This window comes from Gemmatimonadaceae bacterium (assembly GCA_035606695.1).
Lineage (GTDB): Bacteria > Gemmatimonadota > Gemmatimonadetes > Gemmatimonadales > Gemmatimonadaceae > JAQBQB01.
Genome location: DATNEW010000019.1, coordinates 136,791 through 163,434 on the forward strand (window position 1 = coordinate 136,791; position 26,644 = coordinate 163,434).

24 protein-coding genes are annotated in these 26,644 nt (G+C 64.8%); 15 read left to right on the plus strand and 9 right to left on the minus strand.

Annotated elements, in window-relative coordinates:
- Window positions 1-23: 23 nt before the first annotated feature.
- The 3 genes from VN706_07970 to rsmA are packed head-to-tail and all read left to right on the plus strand — an operon-like array spanning window position 24 to window position 2,924.
- Window positions 24-482, plus strand: coding sequence for an ATP-binding protein (locus VN706_07970; protein ID HXT15552.1), 459 nt, complete (start codon window positions 24-26; stop codon window positions 480-482).
- Complete coding sequence (locus VN706_07975; protein HXT15553.1) at window positions 479-2,083, plus strand: GAF domain-containing SpoIIE family protein phosphatase; 1,605 nt, start codon at window positions 479-481, stop codon at window positions 2,081-2,083. Before VN706_07970 ends, VN706_07975 begins: the two co-directional genes overlap by 4 nt.
- Window positions 2,084-2,102: 19 nt before the next feature.
- Window positions 2,103-2,924, plus strand: a complete 822-nt coding sequence (gene rsmA / locus VN706_07980) for a 16S rRNA (adenine(1518)-N(6)/adenine(1519)-N(6))-dimethyltransferase RsmA (GenBank protein ID HXT15554.1) — start codon at window positions 2,103-2,105, stop codon at window positions 2,922-2,924.
- A gap of 13 nt (window positions 2,925-2,937) precedes the next feature.
- On the opposite strand, the gene VN706_07985 is transcribed toward rsmA, so the two are convergent.
- From VN706_07985 to VN706_08015, 7 genes are all read right to left on the minus strand, one after another.
- A complete protein-coding gene (locus VN706_07985; protein ID HXT15555.1) occupies window positions 2,938-5,232 on the minus strand; it encodes a ShlB/FhaC/HecB family hemolysin secretion/activation protein in 2,295 nt (764 codons plus the stop codon).
- 77 nt (window positions 5,233-5,309) lie between these two features.
- Window positions 5,310-6,230 (minus strand): hypothetical protein, encoded by a 921-nt coding sequence (locus VN706_07990; protein ID HXT15556.1) that lies wholly within the window; start codon window positions 6,228-6,230, stop codon window positions 5,310-5,312.
- Between the two features lie 241 nt (window positions 6,231-6,471).
- Window positions 6,472-6,870 (minus strand): hypothetical protein, encoded by a 399-nt coding sequence (locus VN706_07995; protein ID HXT15557.1) that lies wholly within the window; start codon window positions 6,868-6,870, stop codon window positions 6,472-6,474.
- Window positions 6,867-7,679 carry a DUF6065 family protein gene (locus VN706_08000; protein ID HXT15558.1) on the minus strand — a complete coding sequence of 271 codons (813 nt, stop codon included), beginning with the start codon at window positions 7,677-7,679 and terminating at the stop codon, window positions 6,867-6,869. Before VN706_08000 ends, VN706_07995 begins: the two co-directional genes overlap by 4 nt.
- Complete coding sequence (locus tag VN706_08005; protein HXT15559.1) at window positions 7,670-8,968, minus strand: hypothetical protein; 1,299 nt, start codon at window positions 8,966-8,968, stop codon at window positions 7,670-7,672. Before VN706_08005 ends, VN706_08000 begins: the two co-directional genes overlap by 10 nt.
- A 25-nt stretch (window positions 8,969-8,993) precedes the next feature.
- On the minus strand, window positions 8,994-10,358 hold the full coding sequence (locus tag VN706_08010; protein ID HXT15560.1) for a hypothetical protein: 1,365 nt from the start codon (window positions 10,356-10,358) through the stop codon (window positions 8,994-8,996).
- Between the two features lie 318 nt (window positions 10,359-10,676).
- Window positions 10,677-12,212, minus strand: a complete 1,536-nt coding sequence (locus VN706_08015) for a radical SAM protein (protein HXT15561.1) — start codon at window positions 12,210-12,212, stop codon at window positions 10,677-10,679.
- Window positions 12,213-12,414: 202 nt separating this feature from the next.
- On the opposite strand from VN706_08015, the gene VN706_08020 reads away from it, so the two are divergent.
- Window positions 12,415-14,820, plus strand: a complete 2,406-nt coding sequence (locus VN706_08020; GenBank protein ID HXT15562.1) for an ADOP family duplicated permease — start codon at window positions 12,415-12,417, stop codon at window positions 14,818-14,820.
- A 4-nt stretch (window positions 14,821-14,824) separates the two neighbouring features.
- On the opposite strand, the gene VN706_08025 is transcribed toward VN706_08020, so the two are convergent.
- Window positions 14,825-15,448 carry a redox-sensing transcriptional repressor Rex gene (locus tag VN706_08025; GenBank protein HXT15563.1) on the minus strand — a complete coding sequence of 208 codons (624 nt, stop codon included), beginning with the start codon at window positions 15,446-15,448 and terminating at the stop codon, window positions 14,825-14,827.
- A gap of 79 nt (window positions 15,449-15,527) precedes the next feature.
- On the opposite strand from VN706_08025, the gene VN706_08030 reads away from it, so the two are divergent.
- The 3 genes from VN706_08030 (at window position 15,528) to VN706_08040 (ending at window position 18,786) form a co-directional block, all read left to right on the plus strand.
- Window positions 15,528-16,781 (plus strand): arginine deiminase family protein, encoded by a 1,254-nt coding sequence (locus tag VN706_08030; protein HXT15564.1) that lies wholly within the window; start codon window positions 15,528-15,530, stop codon window positions 16,779-16,781.
- Window positions 16,782-16,899: 118 nt separating this feature from the next.
- Entirely contained in the window at window positions 16,900-17,859 is a 960-nt protein-coding gene (locus VN706_08035) for a 3'-5' exonuclease (protein ID HXT15565.1), read from the plus strand.
- A gap of 36 nt (window positions 17,860-17,895) precedes the next feature.
- A complete protein-coding gene (locus VN706_08040; GenBank protein ID HXT15566.1) occupies window positions 17,896-18,786 on the plus strand; it encodes an MBL fold metallo-hydrolase in 891 nt (296 codons plus the stop codon).
- Between the two features lie 3 nt (window positions 18,787-18,789).
- Here VN706_08040 and VN706_08045 read toward each other — a convergent pair whose 3' ends face one another.
- Window positions 18,790-19,509 carry a hypothetical protein gene (locus tag VN706_08045; GenBank protein ID HXT15567.1) on the minus strand — a complete coding sequence of 240 codons (720 nt, stop codon included), beginning with the start codon at window positions 19,507-19,509 and terminating at the stop codon, window positions 18,790-18,792.
- Window positions 19,510-19,513: 4 nt separating this feature from the next.
- Here VN706_08045 and VN706_08050 point away from each other — a divergent pair, with 4 nt between their 5' ends.
- The 8 genes from VN706_08050 (at window position 19,514) to VN706_08085 (ending at window position 26,542) form a co-directional block, all read left to right on the plus strand.
- Window positions 19,514-20,668: a class I SAM-dependent methyltransferase gene (locus VN706_08050; protein ID HXT15568.1), complete on the plus strand. Its 1,155-nt coding sequence runs from the start codon at window positions 19,514-19,516 to the stop codon at window positions 20,666-20,668.
- A 298-nt stretch (window positions 20,669-20,966) separates the two neighbouring features.
- Complete coding sequence (gene infC / locus VN706_08055; protein ID HXT15569.1) at window positions 20,967-21,461, plus strand: translation initiation factor IF-3; 495 nt, start codon at window positions 20,967-20,969, stop codon at window positions 21,459-21,461.
- A 55-nt stretch (window positions 21,462-21,516) separates the two neighbouring features.
- Window positions 21,517-21,714 (plus strand): 50S ribosomal protein L35, encoded by a 198-nt coding sequence (gene rpmI / locus VN706_08060; GenBank protein HXT15570.1) that lies wholly within the window; start codon window positions 21,517-21,519, stop codon window positions 21,712-21,714.
- 12 nt (window positions 21,715-21,726) lie between these two features.
- Window positions 21,727-22,089, plus strand: coding sequence for a 50S ribosomal protein L20 (rplT, locus tag VN706_08065; protein HXT15571.1), 363 nt, complete (start codon window positions 21,727-21,729; stop codon window positions 22,087-22,089).
- A 332-nt stretch (window positions 22,090-22,421) separates the two neighbouring features.
- Complete coding sequence (locus tag VN706_08070) at window positions 22,422-23,486, plus strand: phenylalanine--tRNA ligase subunit alpha (GenBank protein ID HXT15572.1); 1,065 nt, start codon at window positions 22,422-22,424, stop codon at window positions 23,484-23,486.
- On the plus strand, window positions 23,483-25,930 hold the full coding sequence (gene pheT / locus VN706_08075) for a phenylalanine--tRNA ligase subunit beta (GenBank protein ID HXT15573.1): 2,448 nt from the start codon (window positions 23,483-23,485) through the stop codon (window positions 25,928-25,930). The genes VN706_08070 and pheT overlap by 4 nt, the downstream gene beginning before the upstream one ends.
- A 49-nt stretch (window positions 25,931-25,979) precedes the next feature.
- Window positions 25,980-26,234, plus strand: a complete 255-nt coding sequence (locus VN706_08080) for a hypothetical protein (protein HXT15574.1) — start codon at window positions 25,980-25,982, stop codon at window positions 26,232-26,234.
- Window positions 26,231-26,542 (plus strand): cell division protein ZapA, encoded by a 312-nt coding sequence (locus VN706_08085; GenBank protein HXT15575.1) that lies wholly within the window; start codon window positions 26,231-26,233, stop codon window positions 26,540-26,542. The genes VN706_08080 and VN706_08085 overlap by 4 nt, the downstream gene beginning before the upstream one ends.
- Window positions 26,543-26,644 lie beyond the last annotated feature (102 nt).

A 26,644-nucleotide genomic window follows, 5' to 3' on the forward strand; every position in this document is an offset into this window, starting at 1 on the left:
GCATTGGTCATTATTCTTCCCGCATGCCCGCGACTGTAGATCACGGAACGCCGCCCGACGACGTGCGCGTCGTCGAGGTCGACATCCCCAGCGACGTCCGCTTCATCGAGAAAGTGGTGGAGCTCGTGCGCCGCGAATGCCAGGTCATGGCGTTCGCGCAGCGCCAGCTCATGCTCAACGTGCCGGTCGCGCTCACCGAAGCCCTGTCGAACGCCATTCTTCGCGGCAACGGCGACGATCCCGCCAAGCACGTCCACGTCCGCGCCGAGGTCGACACCACGCAGCTCGTCGTCGAAGTGGAGGACGAAGGCTCGGGGTTCGACTTCGGCCTGCTCGACAAGGATCCCACGACCCCCGACAACATCGAGCGTGAGGACGGACGCGGTCTCTTTTTGATGCGCAAGCTGATGGACCGCGTGGAGCGCGTCGACGCGCCCGTCGGTTCCGGCAGCATCGTTCGGATGACACTGCGCCGAACATGACCGAGCTCGCGCGGGTCCTTGCCGCATTCCACGACGCCACGCATTGCGAGGCCGGCGTGTGGATGCAATCAGGGTCCGACGCCCCAGCCGGCGTGCCGAGGCTCGAGGCCGCGACGCCGAATCCACCGACGCCGACGCGGTTTCCGTCGGTCGCCGAGGGCGCGCAGCTCGTGGCCGCGACGCGCGGCGAGGTGCTCATCGCCGCCGTCGCCGGTCCTCGACGCGCATGGCTCTCGCTCGGCCCGTGCCCCGCGCCCGACATCGAATTGCCGAGCTATATGAGTTTTCTGCTGCCGGTCGTGACGCAGTATCTGCAATCGGCGCTCGAGGTCGAGCACGCGGCGAACGAGCTGGCCGAACGCTACGAAGAGATCAACCTCCTCTACACGATCAGCGAAATACTCGGCCGCACGGTGTCGCTCGACGAAGCCGCGAATGTGATTCTGCAGGAGGTCTCGGAGACCGTCGGCGCGCGGCGCGCCACGGTTCTCGTGCACGATCGCCCGACGAACACGTTGCGTGCCGTTGCCGCCCGCGGCGTTCCGTTGAGCGAGATTCCGCCGATCAAGGTGGATGATTCGTGCAGCGTGAGCGCGAAGGCGTTTCGAGCGCAGCACCTGCAAGTCGCGGAAGATGACGACGAGGCGTGCGCGGAGGAGGCGGCCTATCGGCGCGGCTCCATGCTTTCGGTCCCGATCATGTGGACCGCGCCGGCGCCGCGCGGAGCCGAACCCCTGGGCGTCGTCAACTTGTCGGATCGGCGCAGCGGACAGCCGTTCACCGCTGGCGATCAGAAGCTCATCGCCGCGATCGCCACGCAGATCGGCACGGCGATTCAGAACGCGCGGCTCGTGCGGGCGTCGGTCGATCAACAGCGGCTCGCGCACGAGATGCAGCTCGCGCACGATCTGCAGATGAAGCTCCTGCCCGACGACGCGATCGTTGCGCCGCAGGCGACGGTCGCGGCGCGCGTCGTTCCCGCGGAGAGCGTCGGCGGCGACTTCTACAATCTCTTCCGGTTGAAGAGCGGGCAGACGGGCATCATGATCGGGGACGTCTCGGGCCACGGCTACCAGGCGGCGCTGATCATGGCGCTCGCCATGAGCGCCGCCGCGATTCACTCCCAGACGACGAGCGATCCCGGCGAGATGCTGCATCAGCTCATGACGACGCTGCGCGACGAGCTCACGCTCACCGAGATGTTCATCTCCGGCTTCTACGCCGTCGTCGATCCGCAGAATCAATTGCTGCGGTACGCGAACACGGGGCATCCACATGCGTTCCTGCTCGCCGACGGAAAGGACTTCGAGCGCCTCGCCGCGAGCGATCCGCCGATCGGCATGGACGAGCGCCTGCCGGTGACGGGCGAGCGAAAGTGGCAATCGAAGCGCGACTTGCTCGTGCTGTTCACCGACGGCATCAGCGACGCGCGCAACGCCGCCGGCGAACGCCTTGGCGAAGAGAAAGTGTTGGACCTGATTCGCCAATATCGTGATTACACGCCTCGCGAGATCGTGGATCGCGTCATGGCGTCACTCGACGTGCACACGCGCGGCGCACCCGTGCGAGATGATCTGACGATCGTTCTCGTGCGCACCTGACCGTCGGGCTTTCCTCCTCGTGACAGAGCCGGGCGAGCGCGGACGACGGCCGCCGCCGATTCGAAAGAATCTCGGTCAACATTTTCTCAACGATCCGCGCATCCTGCGGCGCATCGTCGATGCGCTGGAACTGACCGGCAGCGAGACCGTCGTCGAGATCGGGCCGGGGCGGGGAAGTATGTCGGCGCTGCTCGCGCCTCACGCGCGCGAGTTGGTGCTCATCGAGTACGATCGCATGCTCGCGGCAAACCTGCGCGAGCGATATTCAGCGTCGCCGAATGTGAGGGTGATCGAAGCGGACGTGCTCACCGTGAATCTCGCGAAAGCAGCGGGTGGCCCGTTCGTCGTGGTGGGCAACGTACCGTACTACATCACGACGCCGATCCTCTTTCACGCGCTCCAAGCGCCGCGACCCGAGCGCGCCGTGTATCTCGTTCAACGCGAGGTGGCGGATCGCATCGTGGCGGCTCCCGGATCACACGAGTACGGCGCGCTCTCGGTGAACGTGCAAGGCTTCGCTCGGCCGCGATTGCTGTTTCGCGTGGCGTCAGGCTCGTTCCTTCCGCCGCCGAAAGTGGAGAGCGCCGTGGTGCGCATCGATCCGCGCGAGGCCCCGGCGGTGAGCGCCGAGCATGAAGCGGCGTTCAGGCGGTTCGTGCAGGATGCGTTTGGCATGCGCCGCAAGCAAATGCGGCGCGTGCTCCGCGAAATCGCCAACGTCTCGGCGGAAACCGCCGAGGAAGTGCTGAGCACGGCGGGTGTTCCTGCGCAGGCGCGACCCGAGACGCTCACGCCCGAGCAATTTGCCAGCGTCATGCTGCAACTGCCGCGTGCGGTCTGAACGCGGATTACGGTCAGAACATGGCTTCGAGCGACACGTCAACGCGGAACTGCTTTCGCGGATAAATGCCGCGCGCCACGTCGAGACGCAGCAAACCGTCGGCGAACGACAGCCCCGCGCCAACGCCGCTCATCGGCCGCACCTTCTGCAGGATCTTCGTTCGGTCACCGACCCACCCAAGATCGCCGAAGACGGTCGGCCGCACGCCAACGGTGTTCTGGCCGATCTCGAAGCGCGTGAGCCAGTACGCGTCACCGGCTTGTGTCGTGTCGGGGCTTTGGCCGCGAACCGTTTGTAATCCGCCCAGGAACCAGTTCCGCTGCGGCGGGAGGCTGCCGACCGAGCTGCCGCCCGATATGGTGAGCGACCCCGCGATGGGTCCGACGCCCTTCGAACCGGTGAGATCGACCGCACCTCGGCCATACGTCGATTGGCCCGCGGCTGCTTCCATTCTGAGATCTGTGAACAACCGAAAAGCGGCGGGATCGAGACCGTGCTGGTTCGCGACGTCGATGCCGACACCGGAGTACCATCCGCGCCGCGCGAGGACATTCGCGGGAAACGCACCTCCGCTGAAGGCGAACGACGTGTGCGCCGCAGCCGTGCGTTGCTGCTCGGAGAAGGCGCGCCACTCCACGCGCGTGCCTCCTCCAAACTCGGCGGCTCGGTCACCCGAGACTTCGATTCCCGTTGCGCGATAGTAGAAACCTTCGTCGCGTGCGAACAGCAGCGCCGATACCGAGCTGCTGAAGCTGAGCGGGTGTCCCCAATCATTCGCGGAGACGAGACGATTGTAGACGCGGGCGCCGATCGTCTCTTCGACATTCGAGCGTGCCGCGGCAAGCTCGAAGTTCGGCTCACGGTCGGCCGAACCGATTCGCGCAAGTGCGGTGCCCGCGTATCCCCCGCCGAAATCCTGTTCGACCGATCCACCGAGCGACAGACCCTCGATGCGGTTGTATCGCATCAGCGATGGGCCGTACGCAAAAACGGCGCGTGGAAGCCGGGCGCCGGGACGTCCCAACAACAACGGCCCCTGAGCGCTGAGTGCCAGCGCCTCTCCCTTCAAGGCCTCGAGCTCGTCCGCGCCGAACAATTTCTCGTTCGCATCGTAGATCGACGCGGGCAGATCCGGCGAATTCTCGAGCTTGGAAAGGTCACACGGAATTCGCATGGCCGTGACCAGTCGCGCATCGTACAGCGACGAGGTCACCACGCGTGTGTCGGACGTGTCGCACGCGCGATGATAATCCCGCGTTCGAAGACCGCGCCGAACCGAGTCGCGCCATTTCGCGCGTTCCTCGGGGTTGACGAGATCGCGAATGTGAGGGCGCGCCGGTTCCGCCGCGATCGACGGCAAGCTGTCCGCGCCATTCACGCTGGAATACGTGAAACGCTCTTCCAACTTGAACGGTACGCGCATGAATCCGACGTGCGCGCTGCCTTCTGCGATCCGCAACCTGGGAAGCCAGAAGCGCCCGTCGTGCAGCCCGTATTCGATCACGACAGCCGCCACCTCGGCCTTCATGGGTGTGATCATCGATCTCACCCATCCGGGGAAGTCGTCCATCGAAGTGGAGTCGGCGTCGCGCGCCGCGACCCATAGGTCGATCGGGGCCGCAAGCCGATACGCGGCGCGCACCAGTTGCCCCGAGCTCGCGTCCAACCACAATGAACCCGTCGCGAGATTCCACTTCGGCTCGCGCGGCCGAATCTCGAGCTCGACGAGCCGGATCGTCGCGACGTTCGGCAGCTCGAGCGTGATCGAGTCGCCCGTCGCATAGGTGTAATACGCCTCTGCGCCTTCGGCGAGAGGATGAATCAACCCTCGCCTGTCGATCGTGGAGCGTGCGATACCACCCCCGATCCAGAGCGGCTCGTTGCCTGGAAAGTACGGGATCGATGCGTACAGGTCCGGGTCGCTCATTCGGCTGTGAACCTTGCCGTCGCCGTGCAATGCAGTCAGCGGAATGACCGTTCTCGATGCCGTGGCGTCGATCCATGCGCCAATGCCTTGCTGCCAGCGAACGCGAGCCGCGCTCTCGTGGCGAAAGAGCAGTCTATCGCGACCAATGCTTCTGAATCCGAGTCCCGCCGAGATGCGCTGATACGACATTGCGTCGTACGCGGTCAGCGTGGAATCCTCCGTCATGCGCGCCCGGCGAGCGCGAACCAGAATGCTCCGCGCGGTCGGATCAGTGAATGCTGACTCGAGGATATCCGCGGTCAGCTTCGTCGGCTCGCCCTGCTGAACCGGCGGCCCTGGCGAGCCTTGAAACACCAGCGCGATGCCGAGAAGGACAAGCACGGTAATCCCTCGACGAAAGACGGCCCATCGTTCCGATACGATCCGACGGCGGCCCGGGTTTCAGTGCGCGGCCGGCTTCACGAACTGCAAATCTCCGCAACGAGCGCTTCCGCCTCGAGCACGGCGTCCGAAGCCGCAACGACATCGCCCGATCGATATTGCCGATACATCGTCTCCTCTTCAAGGCGTTGCCGCGTCTCCGTCCAGCGCGCGACGTCCGTCGAGTCGACGGTCGAGAGCAGCCGAGCGCTTTCGATGCACAGCGGCTCGTCTCCCGCCGTCGATGCACCGTCGAACACGACACGGGCAAGCGCGGAAGCCGCCTCCGGCCAGCACAGCACGGCGGCCACTGTGGCAGCTCGCTGGAGAATTCGGAGGTTTGACAGATCTCTCACGGCTTCGAGCGAAACACGCGGAACGACGCTGGCGATTGGCGTGAGCACGGCACGGCTCGACGACATGTTGTCACCGACTGCCAGGGTTTCGGCGAGTCGCAGGCGAAACACGAGCATCGGCCATCCACTCACTGTGGCGGCAGCCGATCTCGCCAGGTGGACCGCCTCGTCGGCGCGACCGAGTTCGGCGTGCGCGACGATCGCCGCCTCGCGTAGAAACGGCTGGAACTCTCGCCCGCAGGTCGGCGAAAGGCGCTCGACGAATTCCAACATTTCGCCGGCTTGATGATTTCGTAACAGCGCCTGCAGTGAATCGAGCACGTAGATGTTGTTCGCCATCTGCCGCAGCGTGACTGGCGCGTCGGCTGTCACGGCGTCGTCGATCTCGATGGAATGTCCGAGGACGACGAGGGCGGAGCACGGGGACGTCGACGACAAACCGGCGTAGCGCGACAGCGCGCCCGCCCAGTTTCCCTCGAGCGCATCGAGTCGGCCGATGTTCACCCACGGTTGAATCGCGAGCGAGCGGATCGCGCTGTCGCCGTGGACGTCGCCAAAGCGAATTAGCCATTCGGCCTCGAGCTCGCACAGTCGGCGAGACACGTCCGCCGCCCCGCGAGATATCGAAATCAGTGAGACCATGTTCGCGGCGGACGCGATTGCACGCGCGTACTCCCGCGCGGACATTCGCGACTTGTCGCATTCGCGTAAAGTGCGCGCCAGTCGCTGCGCCCAGACATGAAGCGGTTCTCGCGCGATCCTCGCGGCGGGAAGCAGGAGCGTGGACGCAACGGATGCCTTGTGTGTTCTCGCACCGCTCACGTCGAGCGAAAGCGGCGCCGTGTCAGTGGCCAGCATGCTCCTCCCCCTTTTTCGGTGCGGGCCAGCGGCTCGGTCGCATTGCCGGAGCGTCCGCTTTCGCGCGCGCCTCGGACCAGTCGCGCAGCACCGCTGAATGCGGCACGAGCAGGCCCTTGTTCATGAAAGACGCAATGCACGTCCGCGCGCCGTTTCGCCTGCCCGCGTCTTCCGGCAGCACATCTCCGATGCGCGTCGGCCGCCGGAACCGAAGCCACAACTCGAATGCCGGCCGTGAGACCTTGAGCGCGAGTCCCGTCGCCGGGACGTACAGGGACGCGGCGTTTCGCTCGATTGAATCGACGAGCACGGTTGGCGACGCGAGACACACCGCGTCGTCGTCGAGCGCCGGTACGCTCTCGGCACGATTCGACTCGTGGCTCATGCTTCGACCGGGGTTTTCGCCGCGGCGTCTCGCTCGAGAACCGCCGTCGGCGGCAGTTCCGCGGGGACGACAACCGTGCGATCGACGAATGGTCTGACACTGAGTCTCGTACGATGCCCAAGACTGATGTCGTCACCAGTCGACGTCGTGCCGCGATTGTAGAATCGCTGCCAGCCTTCGGCGTGTTCCTGCGAGTCGCGCTCGCGCAATCGCTCGTTGAAGTGTTCCCGGCTGTTCGCCCACGTGTGAAAGCGCTCCATCAGCGCTCGATCGTCGGAGATGTCCTGAATCTCCGGCTCGACACGCTCGACGAGACCCTTCGGAATTGGGAAAATCTGACAGATTGGCTCGCCGCGTTCGAAGCGTATCGGGACGCCGACACGCGTGAAGATCCAGTTCATCGTGAACGTGAACGGGAGCCAGTTGGTCTCGACGATTCCCGTCAACGGTGACACGCCGTCCTTGCAGCAGTTCGCCGGCCCACTCACATGGAGGTCGTACTCCTCTTCCGTTCGAAACAGGAATCCGGGATGGAACGTCAGAATGCCTTCACCAAAGTGATTCGACACGATCGCATCCGGATCGGCGTCGATGCCGACGATCTGCGTCGACTCCCGCGCGCGCCCTCCCGTCCAGACCGCCTCGAACGTGCATCCGCTGAGCAACTCCCATCCATATGAATTCGCGACCGTCAGCGGCAGGCAGCGATACGCGAACCGATTGGCGCTTTCGTCCATCCACTGGCGGCGGACACTCGCCGGCCGCATCTCAAGCGCCCTTTTTGTAATCCGATATGCAGTCAGTCGCATGCGTGCTCTCCCACGAGCTCGGGGGCTTCAGTTCGTTCATTCGCGGTCAGAAGACTGCGGGCGGCCAATGCCGCGAGCGTCTCCGTGAGCGCCGCGCGCTCGTCCGCCGGCTGCCGGTCGATCCATTCGGCATCGACACCGGTCGTCATGAGCGCGCGCGCGAGTCGGCCGCGATGTGTCGGCAATGAAATCGTGGACATCGTCCTGACGTCGGTCCACACCACGCCCGACGCAACGCTCGTCTGAACGACGCACCGTCGATCGGCGAGCAGCGCGCCGTTCGCGTCGAGCTGGCCGGTGATCCAGGCCTGTGCGGCAGCGGCGTCGAGAGGCGCCGTCACTTCCATCGGCAGTCGCAGACGGTTGAACTGACGCGCGCCTTCCCACTGGCTCGGGTACCGTTCGATCTCGCGCTCGAGCGCACGAAGGATCACGCGCATGCTCTCCGCGACGAACGCTTCGCCGCGGCCAGTCATGGGAACCACCTCCGGCGTCGGTGCCGGCGTGCCCTCGCCTGGTCCCGTCGGCACATCGCCTTCATTGGGCACGGACGGAATGACAACGGCAAGCGGGGCATCGCACATCGCCGCCAGGCGAACGGCTCCCGTGCGCACGCGAATGGGGCACCCGAACAATTCGACATCGATCGACCCGCGACCGGTTCCGTCGACCCGCCCGAGTGCTCCGTCCACGAACAGCAGGAGGATTTCGTTTCGCTCCAGCGCGGCCTTCATGCGCCGCGGCGCACCTGGTTGCTCCAGGTCCAGCGGCGTCACCAGGCGCAATGCGTCGTTCTCGTGGACGCTGGCGAACCCGGTTGCCGCGCCGGCGCGATCCATCGCCGTCGTGATCGGAAAACCAAGTTGAGCCAAGTCCGATGAGAGATGCCGGTATGCTCCAAAGTGAAAGCTGCACAGGACCAGGCCGCGGCCCGGCGCAAGCAAGCGCTCGAGTCGATCGCGATCCCAGTCGCGATACATGAGGCGTGGCGGCTCGCCGGCGGCCGCGGCGCGACGCATGCGACCGGCGTCGGCGCGCCACTGCCACCCCGTCATGAGCCACCGGCGCATCGCCTGGACGGCGCGAAGGTGAATAGCCTGCCGCGGCACCCGGTCGCGATATACAGCGAGGAACGCGGTCTCGAATAGACTCAGGCCGAGCCCTTCCAACACGGGCTCGCTCGCCATCGACACCGCGGAGTATGCGTCCTGCTCGGCGGCATCCGCGTTCGCGAGCACCTCTGCGAGCGCGGCGACGGTGATTTCCTTGTGCGTGGCGACGGGCATCATCTGCTGTCTTGTCCCCCGCGAGAGGTCACGAACTGAGCGACGCGGTGATCGTGTCCGTATGGTCGGAGCCCAGTGCGATACGTTCATGCTCGATCGGACGCTCGTCAGTGCGCGGAGCACGAAGGCCGGCGACGACGCGTCGCGCTCCAACCAAGAGGGCTCGTCCGCCTCGATAGAAGAACAGACAGATGCCAACGACGGCCATGCTGCGCCATGTGAGATCGACCACCGCCAGGAAGATGTGGAGCGCGCCGGCCCGATGTGCGACGGCGAGCCACAATCGGCCGAGCGTTTCGGGATACGTCGCGAACAGCGTTGCACCGAACCGGCTCAGCACCGCAAACCACATCCACGCGAAGAAGCCGACGCTGGCGACGGCATAGGCCGTGAGTGCGATCGTCGCGCGGCGATCCAGCCCGAGTCCAATGGCCGCATCCCCGCGGCGATCCGGCCGGCGGATCATCACGACCGCGCGCGCCATGAGCGCCCCCGCCTGTTGCCGCAGGTTGGCGATGCCGAGGGAGTCGCTCACCAGCCAGTACCCGTCGAGTCGAAAGAACGGGCTCACGTAACTGGCGATGGCCAGATCGCTCAGCAAGATGCAGTAGAGCAACAACCGCCATCCCGTCTCGTGATACCACACCGTGATGGCGCAGAGATAGAGAAGTTGGAAATACACGCCGGCGACGTCGAGGACCACGCGCTGGCGTCGTGTGAGACGCCACGCTTCGGAGAGGTCGGTGTACAGCACCATGAAATACCAGTACACACCCCAGCCAATCGTGATCTTTCGGCAACCGTAGCGAACGCCTGCCGTGGCGTGTCCCAGTTCATGAATGAGAGAACCGAAACTGACGAGGCCCATCACGATCAGGGCGTCACCGCCGGTCAGCGGCTTGCTGGAGAGCGTCGCGTGTGGCCGGACGCCGAAGAAGAACCACGCCTGCACGGCGATCGTGGCAACGAGTGCCGGGAGGACGGCTTCACGGCGGAACAGCACGCCGAGTCCGCGGCCGATCACGTTCACGACCGATGACGGAATGAGCGCGACGCGAAGGCCGAGGTAGGAGGAGCGCGTTGCCCGCTTGGTCTGGACCGGGCGATCGCCGACGAGCACTCCGCGCGCAACGAGAAAGCCGTCGACGAGGCGCTCGAGACGCTCGCTCGTGTGCGACGGATGTGTTGCACAGTATGACGACACGAGGTCGGCGGTGCTCGTTCGGCCGTCGAACGTCGAGGCGAATTCCCAGATCGTGCGCGGTACGGCGAAGCGCGAGGTGCGGCGGTCGGCCGCGGGCACTTCACACAACACCATTGGCTCGAGCGACGCGCTGTCGAATGGCTCGACACGCATGCTCGGGTTCAGCGATAGCGGCTGCGCGGGGCTCATGGGTGCATCGTCTCAGTGGCGCAAGACAGCAGGTCCGCCGGAAGGCGAACCTGCTGTCGGCCGACTGCTCGGTCAGTCGCCGCCCCCGGTCTTGACGGGCGGTGGGCACGTGCCATCGCAGTTGGTGTTCGGTCCGCACTGGTAATCGCAGCACATTGCGAATTCCAGGCGCTCTTCGAGCTCGAGAATTGAGAACTCCTCGAGGACCTCGGGTTGCGATGCGAGTTTCTCCGTCATACACCCTCCGGAACAATGTGGGACATCGCCACCGTAGCGGCGGCAGTCGCCGCCACGCCTCATCCCCGAGACGGGGCGAGCTTAACCGGCCACTCCAAGCGCCGCTGCCGTCGGCTCTGGCGAGTCGGCACTCGATGGCGCGCGCTCGTCTGCCGATCGCGGCAGCGCGTGCGGCGCCGCGTGCGGCACCGCCACGGCGCGAGCCGTCGGCAACGTCAGCTCGAGCGTCTCCAGCAATTCGGACTTGAGCGCCGATTTGGTCGACGGACACGGCCGCCGCCCATCGTTGATCCGGATCATCGGACACGCGAGCCCCTGACACACCGGCACGAGGTAACAGCTCGAGCAGACCTTGTCATGCTGCCATGCCGGGTCCACCCACATGGCGAGATTGTCGACATTGAGAATGAATTCACCTTCGGGCGTCACGCGTCCGACGATGTTGTTCGGTTGCTTGTCCAACGCCACCGTGCACTTCATCAACTTGCCGTCGGCGCCAATCAGGAAGTTGAACGGCCGCGCGGCGTAACAGACTTTTCGACCGGGCCGGTTTTCATCGCGCAATCCGTGACCGAGATTCAGCCCCTGTTCCCGCGCCGATCGGCGGATGTTCACTTGAACGTGGCGCATCTCTTCGGTGCCGCAGACGTTGAGCGCCTCGTCGTTCGGACCACCCCACTTGCCGACGGCGTGCAACGCGATCTCGAACCGTTCGTCCGACGCGAACGTCGTCGCGATCAGATCGATGTACTGGTCCAACGATTTGCTGTTGTTCGCGTCGAAATTCGTGCGCAGAATGATTCGGAACTCGTCCGGCCGCCGATGCAGCGCGACGAGATTCTCGAAGATCTGCTCGAACGTCCCGGAACCGTCGCGCGCGACGCGGCTGTGGTTGTGATGCTCCGGCAGTCCGTCGAGCGTGATCTGGAAATGCCGAATGTCCCACTCGAACAGCTTCGACGCGCGCTCGGGCGTCAGCAAATACCCGTTCGTCGTCATGTGCGAGCGATAGTGCAGCCCGTACCGCCGCACCGCGTCGGCGAAGTACGGTCCGAGATCCTCGATCGCTTCGAACCCGTACAACGGCTCACCGCCGAACCACGAGATCGAGAGTTGATTCAAGTCCGGCAGCCGCTTCTCCACGTACCGCTTGATGCCCTCGCGCACCGACGGCAACATCGTTCCGCGCGCGAAATCCTCATAACAGTATACACATCGGAAGTTGCAATCCTCCGACGCCATGAGGATCAACTCCAGCGTGTCCATGCGATAGTGCTGCTGCCCGAACACCAGTTGAAATCGTTTCGATTCGTCGACGCTGCGCTCGACGATGAATCCCCGCTCACGCAGATAGTCGCCGAACGGCGATAGCTCGCCCTTGAACCCCACGCGGCTGAGCAAACGTTCGGCGATGGGTCGCTGCTGTGGCGGAAACACACTGATCGCACCCGACATCGTGTTCCAGACGATCAGTCGTCCCTCTTCATCCGACGCACGCGCGTTGAATCGCGACGCGATCCATTCTTCCGTGGGCGCGCGCCGGAGCTGAATCAATTCGCTCCCATGCGCGGATACACCTGCATCCAGTGGCGACGACTCGAGCAGCCCTGAGGACATTGAGTGCCTCGGCAAAAGCCGGTTCCGGGCCAAACAACAGGGTGACCATTCGACGACGCTCGAGCGAGCGTCGCCGCCATGCGGTATACCAATTTGCTCATTAGAGCGTTCGCGATACTACAACAATCTTTCCTGTTGTCAATCACGCGATTCGGCATTACGCTAGCGCGAAGCCAATTTCCTTCCCGCGAGGACACACCGCATGGCATCGCTCTTCTTGGAAACGCGGACGTCGCTTCGCCATCTCGGCCGCCATCCGATCGTTGCCCTCACTATACTCGTTTCGTTCGCGTTGGGAATTACCGGAACGACCACCGTCGCAGGTTTTGTGGACGAAACGTTGTATCGACCATTTCCATATCACGCGCCATCCGAGCTCGTTGCCATCTTCTCGGCGAAACATGCGCAGCCTGGCGTGCGCGCCGGACTCTCGTATCCCGATTATAAGGATTTACATGATCGCGTTCGCTCGCTCACCGACCTGGCGGCGTATCAAACCGCCACGCTCAGCTTCGGCGGTGGGGATCCCAAACGAATTGAAGGCGAACGTGTCTCACCGAATCTCTGGCACACGCTCGGCGTTCAGCCCATCGTCGGATCCACCGCGGCGTGGGATGTCGCATCACCCAGCGGTTCCACGCTCGTGCTCAGTTATGTCTTGTGGCAAACACAGTTCGGGGGACGCGCCGACATCATCGGCGCCGCCGTGGATGTCGATGGCCGGCAACACCGCGTCATCGCCATCATGCCGCCGAGTGTGCGATTTCCCGAGGTCGCGCAGTTCTGGGTGCCGCTCGAGCGCGACGCGGCGCACGCCTCGCGAAGCCAACGCGACGTCCGCGTGATCGGACGCCTCGCGGCGCGCGCCACTCTATCGAGCGCGAATGCCGAAGTCACGGCGATCGTCAAGACGCTCGCCGCCGCGCACACGGCCGCCGACCAAGGGTGGGACGGCGCGGTGATGCCATTCCGTCAAGCAATCGTCGGCCAAGGCGTCAAGCCGATTCTACTTCTCGTACAAACGATTGCCGCGCTCGTGACACTGCTCGCCGCGATCAATGTCGCCGCACTGCTCCTGGCGTACGGCGCAACGCGGCGGTCCGAGTTCGCGGTCCGTCTGGCGCTTGGCGCATCACGCCAGCGTATCGCGCGCCTCATCATCGTCGAAAGTCTTGGGCTGTCGCTCGTCGGCGCGTTGATCGCGGTGGCGCTTTCGCAGCTCGCGCTCCGCGAGATTCGCGACGCCATTCCGATCGAGCTCCCCGCGTGGATGCCGCTGCACATGGACGTCCGCATCGAAATCTGGACGCTGTTCGTCGCGGCCATCGCCGGCATCATGAGCGGAATGCTCCCGTCGTCGCAGCTGTCGGCCACCGAACCGGCGGACGCCCTTCGTCAGGGCGGCGCCGGAACTACAATGACGCGCGCCACGCGCCGCATGCGACGCGCGTTGACGATGGCGCAGCTCGGGCTCTCGGTCATTTTGCTAACGCTTGGCATCTTACTCATGAAGAGCTACCGGAACATCATCGCGACCTCGCCGGGGTTCGAACCGGACGGCGTGCTGACGACTCAGCTCGCGTTCCCCGCAGGGGCGCCCGCCGATCCCGCGGCGCGCGGCGCATTCGTCGATCGGCTTCTGACGAACGCGCACGAAATGGCCGGCGTGGATCGCGCGGCCGTCGTGAACTTCCTGCCGCTGAGCGGAAACAGCGCGAGCGTCACGGTTGCGGGAGAGGCGCAGCAGCCAACCGCGCGCGCGCGCGTCGTCGATCAGCGCGTGATCACGCCCGAATACTTCGCGGCGCTCGACATTCCGCTCGTCTCCGGTCGTGCGTTCGAGACCGGCGACGATGCGGGCCATCCGAGAGTTGTGATCATCGACCAGAAGCTCGCGAAGCTGTTGTGGCCGACGGGGTCAGCCCTCGGGCGACGCCTGCATATCGGAGCCGGCGACGATTCCACAAATTGGGCAGCTGTCGTCGGCGTCGTTGCCATGGTCAGACAGTGGACGCTCGCCGAACCCGGCACGCCAACCTTATATCAGCCGTTCGCGCAGCGCGCTGTCTCGTCGTTCGAGCTCGTGATTCGTACTCGGGGCGATCCGCTGCTCATGCGAACGTCCGTCAAACAGCTCGTGCGTCGCCTGGATGCGAATATGCCAATGACCGCGCCCGTTCGATTGTCGGACGTCGTGGAGCGCTCGGCGTGGGTGCCCAAGCTAACCGGAGCGCTCATCGTCGCGTTGGCGGCCGTCGCGGCCATTCTCGCCATCGTCGGAGTCTATGGTATGTCGGCTGAAGGCGCGAAGGAGCGTTTGCCCGAGCTTGCGATCCGCGCGGCGATCGGCGCGCGTCCACTCGATCTCATCTGGTTGAACGTCCGCGATTCGGCGGGCGTCATCGCGGTCGGCGTCGTTGCGGGCGCGATCGGAACGCTGCTTCTCGCGCCGGCGCTTCGGCGAGCGGTCTTTGGTGTGTCCCCAGCCGACCCGTGGGTGTTGCTCAGCAGCGCCGCACTGTTGTCGCTCGTCGCCATCGTCGCCTGCGTGCTCCCAGCCCGAAGCGCGGCACGCGTCGATCCATTGTTGACGCTGCGACGTAGTTAGCGAATCAATCCCTGTTCGTGAGAGCGAAGGACAAGCCCTCGAGCTCCATCGCCATGTTGACGGTCTTGACCGCGACGTCCGCCGGCGCCTGCAGCTGCGTCGGCGCGAAGTTGAGGATCGCCTTCACGCCCAGCTTGACCACGCGATCGACGACGCGCTGCGCCTGATCGCCGGGGACCGTGAGCACGACGATGTCGGGATGCTCGCGCGGAATGTCGCGCTCGAGCTGATCGATGTCGCGAACGGGAATGCCTTCGAGCTTTCGCCCGACCTTCTCGGGATTGTTGTCGTACGCCGCGAGAATGTTGAAGCCGCGCTGGCGGAAGCCGCGGTACTGCACGAGCGCCGCGCCGATCTTTCCCGCGCCCACGATCACGACGCGCCACTCCTTGCCCAGCCCCAGGATCTCGCGCAGCCGCCCGGCGAGCTCGGGCACTGAGTAGCCGAGCCCTCGTTTTCCGAACGAGCCGAAAAACGACAGATCCTTTCGGACCTGCGCGGACGTGGTCCCGCCACGCTTCGCCAGCTCTTCACTGGAAATGGTCGACAGTCCACGCTGCTCGAAGTCCTCTAGAAAACGGAGGTACGCCGAGAGGCGCCGGACGGTGGAGTCTGCAATGCGTTTCACGGATGACAAGAAGGGCTTGTGAATTCATTCACAAGTTAAAAGAGCCCCTTACCAGATACCAGCGGTTAGCTTTGGCCGAATGCCCGCCCAGCATACCCAGCACGCGCACGTCACGTCGGAAATCGGCCGGTTACGGGGCGTAATCGTGCACTCGCCCGGCTCAGAGCTGCTCGCCGTGACGCCGGGCAATCGCGCGGATTATCTGTACGACGACATCATCGACGCCGAGGCGGCCCAGCGGGAGCATCGCCGGTTCATTGCGATCCTCGAGCGCTTCACCACGGTGTACGAAGTGCGGACGCTCCTGGCCGACATTCTCGCCAACGCCGATGCGCGCGAGCTCTTGATTCGCGAGACGATGGACATCGTGCCGTTCGAGCCGCTGGCGCGCGACATCAGCGAGCTCGACGCGCAGGCGCTGGTGCGCATGCTGGTCGAAGGCCGCGACGAGCCGCCGGGTCCGATCGCGAAGGCGTTGAACGAGCCGGGATACGTGCTGCCTCCCGTACCGAACCTGTTCTTCACGCGCGACAGTTGCATGGTCGCGGGCGATCGGGTGCTGATCGGTTCCATGCGCTACGCCATCCGTTGGACCGAAGCGATCATCATGAAGGCGCTGTTCGCGCATCATCCGGAGCTGACGAACGGCGGTATCCTCTATGACGGCGCGTCTGAGCGGCGGGTGAATTACACGGTCGAGGGTGGCGACGTGCACCCGCTGCGACCCGATCTCGTCGTGATCGGCTTCAGCCAGCGCTCGACGCCGGCGGCGATCGACCAGCTCGCGTGCCTCTTCTTCGAGCAGACCGGGGTGCGCGATGTCATCGTCGTCGTGATGCCGCAGGAGAACACGGCGATCCACCTGGACATGATCTTCACGCAGATCGATCGCGAGCTTTGCGTCGTATTCCCGCCGCATTTCATCGGACCCGAGCGTCTCGCCGTGCTGCATTATCACAAAGGCGATACGACGATTCACGAATGTGCAAACATTTTTGATGCGCTCGCCAAGTGCGACATGCCGATCGAGCCCGTGTTCTGCGGCGGCGGCGTGCGCACGATTCAGGAGCGCGAACAATGGGCGTCGGGATGTAACTTTGTCGCGATGAAACCCGGCGTGATCTTGTCATACCAGCGCAACGAAGGCACGTTGCGCGAGCTCGAGCGCTTCGGCTTTCGCGTCGTGAGCGGCACGTCGTTTCTGACGGGCGAGGATCGTATCGCCGAGGGCGACCGGGCCGTCATTACGTTCGAGGGCGCGGAGCTGGTTCGCGCCGGCGGCGGCCCGCGGTGCATGACATTGCCGGTACGTCGTGACGACGCATGGACTTAGAAACGCGGAATTCCGAGCGAAGGTGCGCAGCGCCGCAGCGAGGAACAATCACAACACAAGAAACGCGGAATTCCGAGCGAAGGTGCGTCGCGCCGCAGCGAGGAAGCATGTCAAGAGAATGTCTGGATTAACTTTAGGAAACGCTAATACCTCGCTGACCGACCGCGCCGCGGATTTTCTCTCGGCAGGGCCGGCCGATCCCTCGACCTTGATCTCGTACGTCTGCCAGCTGCCGGGTGCGCCGGCCGGCGTGGCCGAGCATATGGCGGCGGCGCTCTTCGCGGGGCATACGAGGTTTTCGCGCGGTGCGGACGGCCGCTGGATGTTGCGCGAGACCGTCATCCCGAGCGCCAGCGAGGGATCTAACCTCACGGTAGAGGGACGTCCCTCTATCATGATGCAAGATCCGTCGGTCGCGCCGCTCCCTCGGGATGACAAGCCGCTCTCCACCGAACCCTTCGTCGTCGTGGACGTCGAGACCACCGGCACGCGCGCCTTCGCCGGCGATCGCGTCACCGAAGTCGCCGTCGTCCACGTACAGAATGGCGTCGCCACGACGGTCTTCGACACGCTCGTCAATCCCGAGCGATCGATTCCGCCGGCGATCATGGCCATCACGAACATCACGCGGGAGATGGTGAAAGACGCCCCTCGCTTCGCCGACGTGTGCGATCAGCTCCTCGGCGTCCTCGAAGGGAACGTCTTTGTCGCCCACAACGCGGGTTTCGACTGGCGATTCATTTCCGCGGAGATCCAGCGCGTGACGCGCCGGCCGCTCGAGGGACGCACGCTGTGCACGGTCCGGCTCGCGCGACGACTGGTGCCGCAGCTCCGCCGCCGAAATCTCGATTCGCTCGCGTCTTATTACGGCATCGACAACTCGGCGCGACATCGTGCCGGCGGCGACGCGCTCGCGACCGCGCACATTCTCCTTCGCTTGCTCGACGCCGCGCACGATCGCGGCTGCGCATCGCTCGATGATCTCGAGCGGCTGATGACCACACGTACGGCGAGCGCCAAGCGCTCGCGCCGGCCACCCGCATTGCCGCAGCCGGCGCGCGACGACGCCATCGCATAACAATGCATGACACTGCATGACACCGCATAACACCGCATGACACCGTATGAGACCGTGAAACCAGATCCGCTCATCGAAAGCCGCCAGCTCGGACGCTGGCGCGTGCACGCCATTCAGGCCGGCGGCCAGAAGCTCGACGGGGGAGCGATGTTCGGCGTCGTGCCGAAGTCGCTGTGGGAACGTCGCATTCCCGCCGACGAGCGCAATCGCATTCAGCTCGGCATGCGCTGCCTCTTGATCGAGCATGATATCGGCCCCGTGTTGATTGACACGGGCGCCGGCAATAAGGAAAATGGAAAGTTCTACGACATCTACGGCATCGAGAATCGAGGAAGGCAGGGGCCCACGGCGCTCGAGGACGGACTCGCCCAGCTTGGGTTCGCGCCGTCCGACGTGGCGATGGTGATCAGCAGCCATTTGCATTTCGATCACGCGGGCGGCAACACCGTGAAGCGCGAAGACGGTTCGATCGCGCCGAGCTTTCCGAAGGCGCGCTATGTCGTGCAGCGCGGGGAGCTCGAGTGGGCAACGCACACCAACGAGCGTACCGCGGCGAGCTACTTCCCACACAACTGGGATGCGGTGCGAGTGAGCGGCCAGCTCGAGCTCATCGACGGCGACCGGGAGATCATCGCGGGCATTCACTCGGTGAAGACGCCGGGACATACGCCGCATCATCAGGGATTGCTCATCGAGTCCGACGGCGAGCGGGCATTCTACATCGCCGATCTCGTTCCGACGGCGGCGCATCTCCCGCTGCCGTGGATCATGGGATATGACGTCGAGCCGATGGTGACGCTCGAGACCAAGCGCCGCATTCTGGCGCGCGCGGTGGATGAAGATTGGCTCGTCGTCTTCGAACACGATGCGAAGACGTCGTGGTCGAAGATCGCGAACGATGGAAAGGCGTACGGCGTGCGCGCTTGACCGCTAGTCGCTGGTGAGAATTCCGCGGAAGCGGTGACCGTCCCACCACCAGAGCGTCGAGGCTTTTCCGTAGTACTCCTCGTCGATCCCGTCGTGTTTGAGGTCGAAGTACGCGTCGGGTGCCGGTTGTTTACCCGGCGTATCGTCGTAATCCGAAATCGTGACGCGTTCAGGCCGGTGCACTTGAAGCACGGTGATGTTCCAGTGCAGCGTGTCCGCGCCGGGGATCATGCCGCCCGAATCGACCACGACGACCCGTACGCCCCGCGCCTCGTTCAGCAGCGCGAGTATCAGCGATTTGCGGTTGCGAGCACCGATGAGCGCGACGTCCGCGCGGCCGTCTCCGTCGAAATCGCCGACGGTACCGAACGCTGCGCTCGCGGCGCTCGTATCGTTGGCCGAGTTGAGTGCGTCGCGCTCGAAGTCACGGCGATGCAATGGCGCGAAGTCCGGCTGAGCCGCACGCAACGCGGTTGCGAACGATAGAGGCAGCACCAGCTGTGGAATGCCCGCGACGCGCCGGATCTCAGGCGACGTGACGCTCGAATCCACGATCATTTCGTGCGCGGAGTCGGGCGGCGTGTTGGCGACGGAGGCGGGCGGTAACCCGCTCGGCCGCGCGACAGGTTGCCGCGACGTCGAGTCAGCGGCCGCGCGTTGCTCGCGGTTGCATGCCGCGAACGTCGCCGCGGAAGCCAGGACCAAGAGCGCTGTAGGTTTCATCGCCATGTCGGATACCTGGATCGATGCGCTGCTTTCGCCGAGCGGTCAAGCACTGCTCGCCGATTTAGCGCCGGAAGCGCTCGATGCGAAAACCGAGTTGAGCGTGATCTCGCGGCTGCGTGCAAAGTATCCGGCGGAGCTCGTGTCCGCGGCAGTGACGCAGATCAAGTTGCGCCGCCGTGCGCGGGACAAGTTCACGCACGCCGATCGCATGTATTTCACGGCACCCGGTCTCGAGCAGGCATCGAGTGAACGAATGGCAGACCATCACGCGCGGCGCTTCGCGTCGTTCGATCGCATGATGGATTTATGCAGCGGCATCGGCGGCGATCTGGTCGGCCTCGCGCGGGATCGTCGCGTAACCGCCGCGGACTTCGATCCGATTCATTCGCGGCTCGGCGTCCTGAATGCCGAGGTGAATGGTGTGGCGCCGAATGTGGACGCGGTGTGTGCGGACGTGCGCGAGCTGAACTACGGCGACGTGACGGCCGCATTCATCGACCCCGCACGCCGTTCGTCAGAGGGTCGCATGCGCGCCGGCGAGAGCGAGCCGCCGCTCGAGTGGTGCTTCGCGCTCGCCTCGCGCGGTGTAGCGCTCGGCATCAAAGCGTCGCCGGCGCTCCCGGTGGACGTCGTGCCTGAGGGTTGGGAACTGGAATTCGTCTCGGAGCGTCGTGAGCTCAAGGCGTCGGTCTTGTGGTCGCCGGACATCGCGACCCATCGGCGGCGCGCAACGCTACTCGGCGACGCTGTGCACACACTCGTCGAGGAAGACGCGGGGGCGATTGCCGTGAAGCCGCCGGGCGCATTCTTGCTCGATCCCGATCCCGCCGTGACGCGGGCGGGGCTCGTCGAGACACTCGGCGCGCGGGTCGATGCGTGGAAGATCGACGAGCAGGTGGCGTTTCTCTCGGCGGATCATTCGATGGAGACGCCATTCGGCCGGTCGATGAAGGTCGAGGCGTCGATCCCGTGGAGCTTGAACCGCCTCAAGGAATCGCTGCGGTCGCTGGATGTCGGGACTGTGGATATTCGGAAGCGGGGTTCAGCCGTTGATGTGGATGCCATCCAGCGGCGGCTCAAGCTGAGCGGGACGCGGCAGGCGACGGTGGTGTTGACGAGGGTGGCGGACCAGCCGTGGGCGATGGTGTGCACGTGACGTCGGACAATGGTCGGCTGTGCGTCAACTACTTACTTCCCACGACTTGACCTAACTCCCGATTTCTTTTAGCTTTAGCCCTCACAACTCGGAAAGTGGACCGTCGCTGGTCCCACCCTGTGGCCCTCGCCTCGCGCGAGGTGTGCTACCGGAGTCCAGAAAAAAGCGCCCCGCGTGTGCACACGACGGCGGCGTTTGTCTTCGCGGACTCTGTAGCCCGGCATCGCCGGCTCTCAGGTCCGCGTTTTTGTTTTTCTCTTCTCTCTGGAGACTCGGTATTCAGGACACCACAAAGCGTGTGCGGGTCAACCGCCAGATCCGCATCAGTCCGGTCCGCGTGATCGGGGCCGATGGATCACAACTCGGCATCCTCGAGGTCGATGCCGCGTTACGCATGGCGGAAGAGCTGGGACTGGACCTGGTTGAAGTCGCCGCGACGGCTCGCCCTCCCGTGGTCCGCATCATGGATTACGGGAAGTACAAGTTCGAGATGGCGAAGCAGGCGCGGGTGGCGAAGAAGAAACAGCACGTGATCGAGCTCAAGGAAGTGAAGTATCGCCCTGGGATCGACGATCACGACTTCGACACCAAGACGCGGCACGCGCGCCGGTTCCTGGAAGAGAAGAACAAAGTGAAAGTGACGATGATGTTCCGTGGGCGCCAAGTCGCGCACCCCGAGCTCGGACAGGCCGTGCTCGACCGCGTGGCGCAGGCCCTCACGGACGTCGGCAAAATCGAGAGCTCGGGAAGATTGGAAGGAAAGTCCATTACCATGATTCTCGCGCCGAAGTGACGCGGAGCGTCATCCCGAGCGTCAGCACGGGATCTGCTTTTATGAGGAAGTTCTGATGCCGAAAATGAAAACCCACAAGGGCGCCACGAAGCGCTTCAAGAAGACCGGGACGGGCAAGGTCCGCCGCTACAAGGCGTTCAAGAGCCACATCCTGACCAAGAAGACGTCGAAGCGGAAGCGCCGCCTCCGCCAGGCCGGCATCGTCGCGACGACCGGTGACACCAAGCGCGTCAAGCGCCTGATTCTGGCCTAAGGAGAGAGTCCCATGCCTCGTGCCGTAAGCAACGTCCCGCGCCTGAAGCGGAAGAAGCAGATCATGAAGGCCGCGCGCGGCGCCTTTGGCGCCCGCTCGAAGCTCTGGCGTCCCGCGAAGGAGACCGTGGAGCGCGGCTGGAAGTACGCGTACCGCGATCGCAAGAACAAGAAGCGCGATTTCCGCCGTCTGTGGATCACCCGCATCAACGCGGGTGCGCATCAGAACGACATGAATTACAACTCGTTCATGAACGGCCTCAAGCTGGCCGGCATCGAAGTGAACCGAAAGATCCTCGCCGATCTCGCGGTCCACGATCCCGCCGCGTTTACGGCTCTCGTCGACAAGGCGCGCTCCGCGTTGAACGCAGCGTAAGGTCTCGCTTCACACCCCCCGGCGGCAGCGCGACATTGAGTGTCGTACTGCCGCCGTGTTTTTTTATGCGGAACTGCGAATGGACAGAGCGGATGGACAGAGCGGATGGACAGAGCGAACGGAAAGACCGAACGGAAAGACCGAACGGAAAGAGCGAACGGAAACGGCGCCGGCACAGCGCGGGCTTCATTCGCCCGTTCCACTCGCCTTTTCCACTCGCCCTCACCACTCGCCTTTTCCACTCGCTCTTTCCACTCGCTCTTTCCACTCGCTCTTTCCACTCGTGGTTTCATTAGCTGTCCCTCGCCGCTCATCACCTGCCCACTAACGCCGTGAATCTTCAGGACTATCTCGAGGAAGCCGACACCATCGAGCGCGAAGGCACCGCCGCGCTGGCCGGCGCGGCCGGCGCCGACGCCCTCGAGGAGGCGCGCATCGCCTTCCTCGGCGACCGCCAGGGGCGCGTCAAAGCGCTGCAGGAGGGCCTGCGCGGCATCTCGAAGGAAGACAAGCCCGCCGCCGGCAAACGCTTCAACGAAGTGCGCATGCGCCTCGAGGCGCTCCTCGCCGACCGCAAGACCGCCGTGCCGCGCGCCAGCGGAGGCGCGCCCGGCGAAGACCGGTCGCTCCCCGCCCGCCACCAATGGAAGGGAGCCAAGCACCCGGTCACGCTCGTCATCGAAGAGATCGAGAGCATATTTAGAGAATTGGGTTTCACGATTGCTCAAGGCCCCGAGGCCGAGACGGAATGGTACAACTTCGGCGCGCTCAACTTTCCGCCGAACCATCCGGCCCTCGACGCGCACGACACCATGTACCTCGCAGGCGAAGGCCTGCTCCGCACCCACACCTCGCCGGTGCAGGTGCGGACGCTCCAGAAATACGCGCCGCCCATTCGCGTGCTCATTCCCGGCAAGGTCTATCGCAAGGATCCATTCGACGCCTCGCATGCGCCGGCGTTCGAGCAGATCGAAGGGCTCTGCGTCGACGAAGGCATCAGCTTCGTCGACCTCAAGGCCACGCTCAACGTCTTCGCGCAGCGCTTCTTCGGCGCGTCGCGCACTCGCTTCCGCCCGTCCTACTTCCCGTTCACCGAGCCCTCGGCCGAGATGGACGTGCAGTGCGGCATCTGCGGCGGCGTCGGGTGCGCGGCGTGCAAGGGCACGGGGTGGATCGAAATCCTCGGCTCCGGCATGGTACATCCCTCGGTGCTCGACGCGGCCGGCGTCGACAGCGAGAAGTACACCGGCTGGGCGTTCGGCATGGGGCCGGCGCGCATCGCGATCAGCCGATACAAGATTCCTGATATCAGAATCCTCTACGATTCCGACGTGAGATTCCTGGAGCAGATCGCCGCCGCCGGCAGCCGCGCAGCCGACGCATCGAGCGATAAATGAACCTGTCCTTCGAGTGGCTGAAGGCCTTCGTGCCGTTCCACGAGACCGCGCCGGAGCTGCGCGAGCTGATCACCGCGCACGTCGCCACGGTCGACGAGCTGGCGGCGCTCCGCGAGGATCTCGCGCCCATCGTCGTCGCGCGCGTCGTCGAGGAAGCGCCCCATCCCGACTCCGATCACCTGCACGTGACCAAGGTCGATGCCGGCACCGGCACGCTCCTCGACGTGGTCTGCGGCGCGGCAAACGTCACGGCGGGGAAGCTCTATCCCTTCGCGAAGACCGGCGTCACGATCCCCACCGGTCTCAAGATTCAGAAGCGCAAGATCCGCGGCGCGACATCCGACGGCATGCTCTGCTCGCCCGACGAGCTCAAGCTCGGCAGCGACCATAGCGGCATCATGGAACTGAGCATCGACGTGCCGCCGGGCACGCCGTTCCTCGCGGCCGTTCCCGTCGGCGATATGAGAATCGTCATCGACGTCGGCGCAAACCGGCCGGACCTGCTCTCCCACCTGGGTGTCGCGCGTGAGATTGCGGCGATCACCCGTCAGCCATTCGCGCTGCCGGCGATCGAGGGCCTCGCGACCGGCATCCCCGCGTCGACCGGAAGCGGGTTCTCCGGGACATCCGGACCCGTAACTGTCACCGTGGCCGAGCCGGAGCTCGTCCGGCGCTTCATGGGCGTGGTGATTCGCGGTGTGAAAGTCGGCCCGAGCCCGGACTGGCTCGTGCAACGCCTCGAGTCGGTCGGATCGCGCTCGATCAACAACATCGTGGACGCCAGCAACTACGTGCTGCACGAGCTCGGGCAGCCGACGCACGCGTTCGATCTCGCCAGGCTCGGACAGTCGAAGATCATCGTGCGCCGCGCCAAGGCCGGCGAGAAGATCACGACCCTCGACGGTGTCGAGCGCGAGCTGAAGGACCACATGATCGTGATCGCCGACGGCGAACGACCGCACGCCGTGGCTGGCGTGATGGGCGGCCGCGACAGCGAAGTCACCGACGCGACGACCGACGTCTTTCTCGAGGTCGCGAACTTCAATCCCACGCGCATTCGCGACGCACGTCGCGCGCTTGGCCTCTCAACGGACGCGAGCTATCGCTTCGAGCGCGGCGTCGATCTCGAGATCGCGCCGCGCGCGCTGGAGCGCGTCGCGCAGCTCATCGCGTTGCTCGCGGGCGGGCGCATCGACAGCGCGCCGGTCGATCTCGCATACGAGCCGCCGCCGCCACGAAGCGTTACCCTCCGCACACGGCGCGTCGCCAGACTGCTCGGCGAAACGCTCGGGACGGAAGAGATCGCGCGCTTACTTTCGTCGGTCGGCTTCGAGGTCGATCGCATCGGCGACGACCTCGGCGTCAAGGTTCCGACGTGGCGTGGCGACGTCACCGGAGAGGTCGATCTCATCGAAGAAGTCGCCCGCCTGCGCGGCTACGATTCTTTCCCGACGGAGATTCGCCCATTTCGGCCCGGTGCCGTGGGCGACGACGCGCACTGGATTCTGTCGCGCCGCGTACGCGAGGCGCTCGTCGGAGCCGGCATGCTCGAGGTGCGGCCCATGCCGTTCGTCGCGGGCGGCGAAGGCTTCGTGCGCGTCGAGAACCCGTTGGCCGAGAACGAAGGGTATCTGCGGCGCGAGGTGCTCGATACGCTCGCGCGCCGCGCCGAGTACAACCTGGCGCGCATGCACGGCGACGTCCGGATCTTCGAAATCGGCTCGGTCTTCACGCCGCGCGCTGGCGCGTTGCCGGCGGAGGACCTTCGGGTCGGCGTGCTCGTGATGGGTCGGCGCCAGCCGGCTCATTTCACTGATCCGAAATCCGTCGAATTTGACTCGTGGGTCAAATACGGCGAATGGGATGCGAAGGCGTTGGGGCAGATGGTCGCCGCATCGGCGTATCCATCAGCGAGCGTCGCGTTGCGCGAACCCAATTCGTCCGATGCGCTGTGGGACATCGTCGCGGGCGATCGCGTGGTCGGCACGGTGAGACGCGTGGCGCTCGACGCACCGGTATGGGCGGCGCCGGCGTTCGGTATCGAGTTGTCGCTCGGTGTGATCGATTCGGCCGATGTCGCGCCGCGGGGCGAGTCGGCGCATCGTCCGTTCGTGAGGCCGGCGCCAGTCGTCACCCAGTACGTTCCGGTTCCGACGACGCCTTCGGCGGAGTTCGATCTGGCATTGCTGGTGCCCGATTCGATCAGCGCGGAGCAGGTCGAGGATGTGCTGCGCCGCGCGTCGGGACGTCTGCTCGAAAAGGCTGAACTCTTCGACCGCTATGTTGGCCAGGGAGTTGAACCTGGGTATCGCAGCCTCGCGTGGAGGTTGACGTTCAGGCACGCCGAGCGCACTCTACGGGAGCGAGAGATCGAGGCTCGCCGTTCGGACATTCTCAAGGCCCTCGCCGACGAGCTCAATGTCAGACCACGGTCAAACACCTAGTACCGCTAGTACAACGAGCGATCGCGCGATTCAAGAACTCGAAGTGCTCGTGCGCCATCTGGCGGACGAGCTGGCGGGTTTTCGGCGGCGCGCGCTCGTCGCTGAAGCGCGCATCAAGGAAGTCGAGGGACTGGATGGCGGCGGCGCCGCCAACCTCGATCTCGTGAGCCGCTGCGCGCAACTCGAGCAGGAGAACGAGCGTCTGCAAACCCGGCTCGAGGCGGCGAGCGTGCGGGCGAAGCAGATGCTCGACCGCGTCAAATTCCTGCGGCAGCAGGCTCAAGCCGGCGGAGGTCCCTCATGAGCGCGAAGAAGCACACCGTACGGGTGACGATTTTGAACGAGGAATACGCGATCCGCAGCGAGGCCCCGCCGGAACACGCGCAGGCGGTGGCGAAGTACCTCGATCAGGCGATTCGCAAGGTGTTGTCGAGCGGTACCGTGGTTGAATCGAATCGAGCCGTGGTGCTTGCCGCGCTTCAGGTGACAGCCGAATTGTTCGCGGCCAGGGCTGGACTCGACGCAACGAACGACTCGGTGCGGAGCCTGAGCGACTACATCCGGCCATTGCTGCCCCCGTCCAAGCGCACGGTCGAGGCGGAAGTTGGCTGAGCCGTTTGCCTTTTCACCAACGGCCGCGTAGCTTAGCGCCGGTAGCCAAGCTGACCTAGGTACAAGCGCGCTTTATAGTTAGCGCTGCCCACGCCGCTCCCT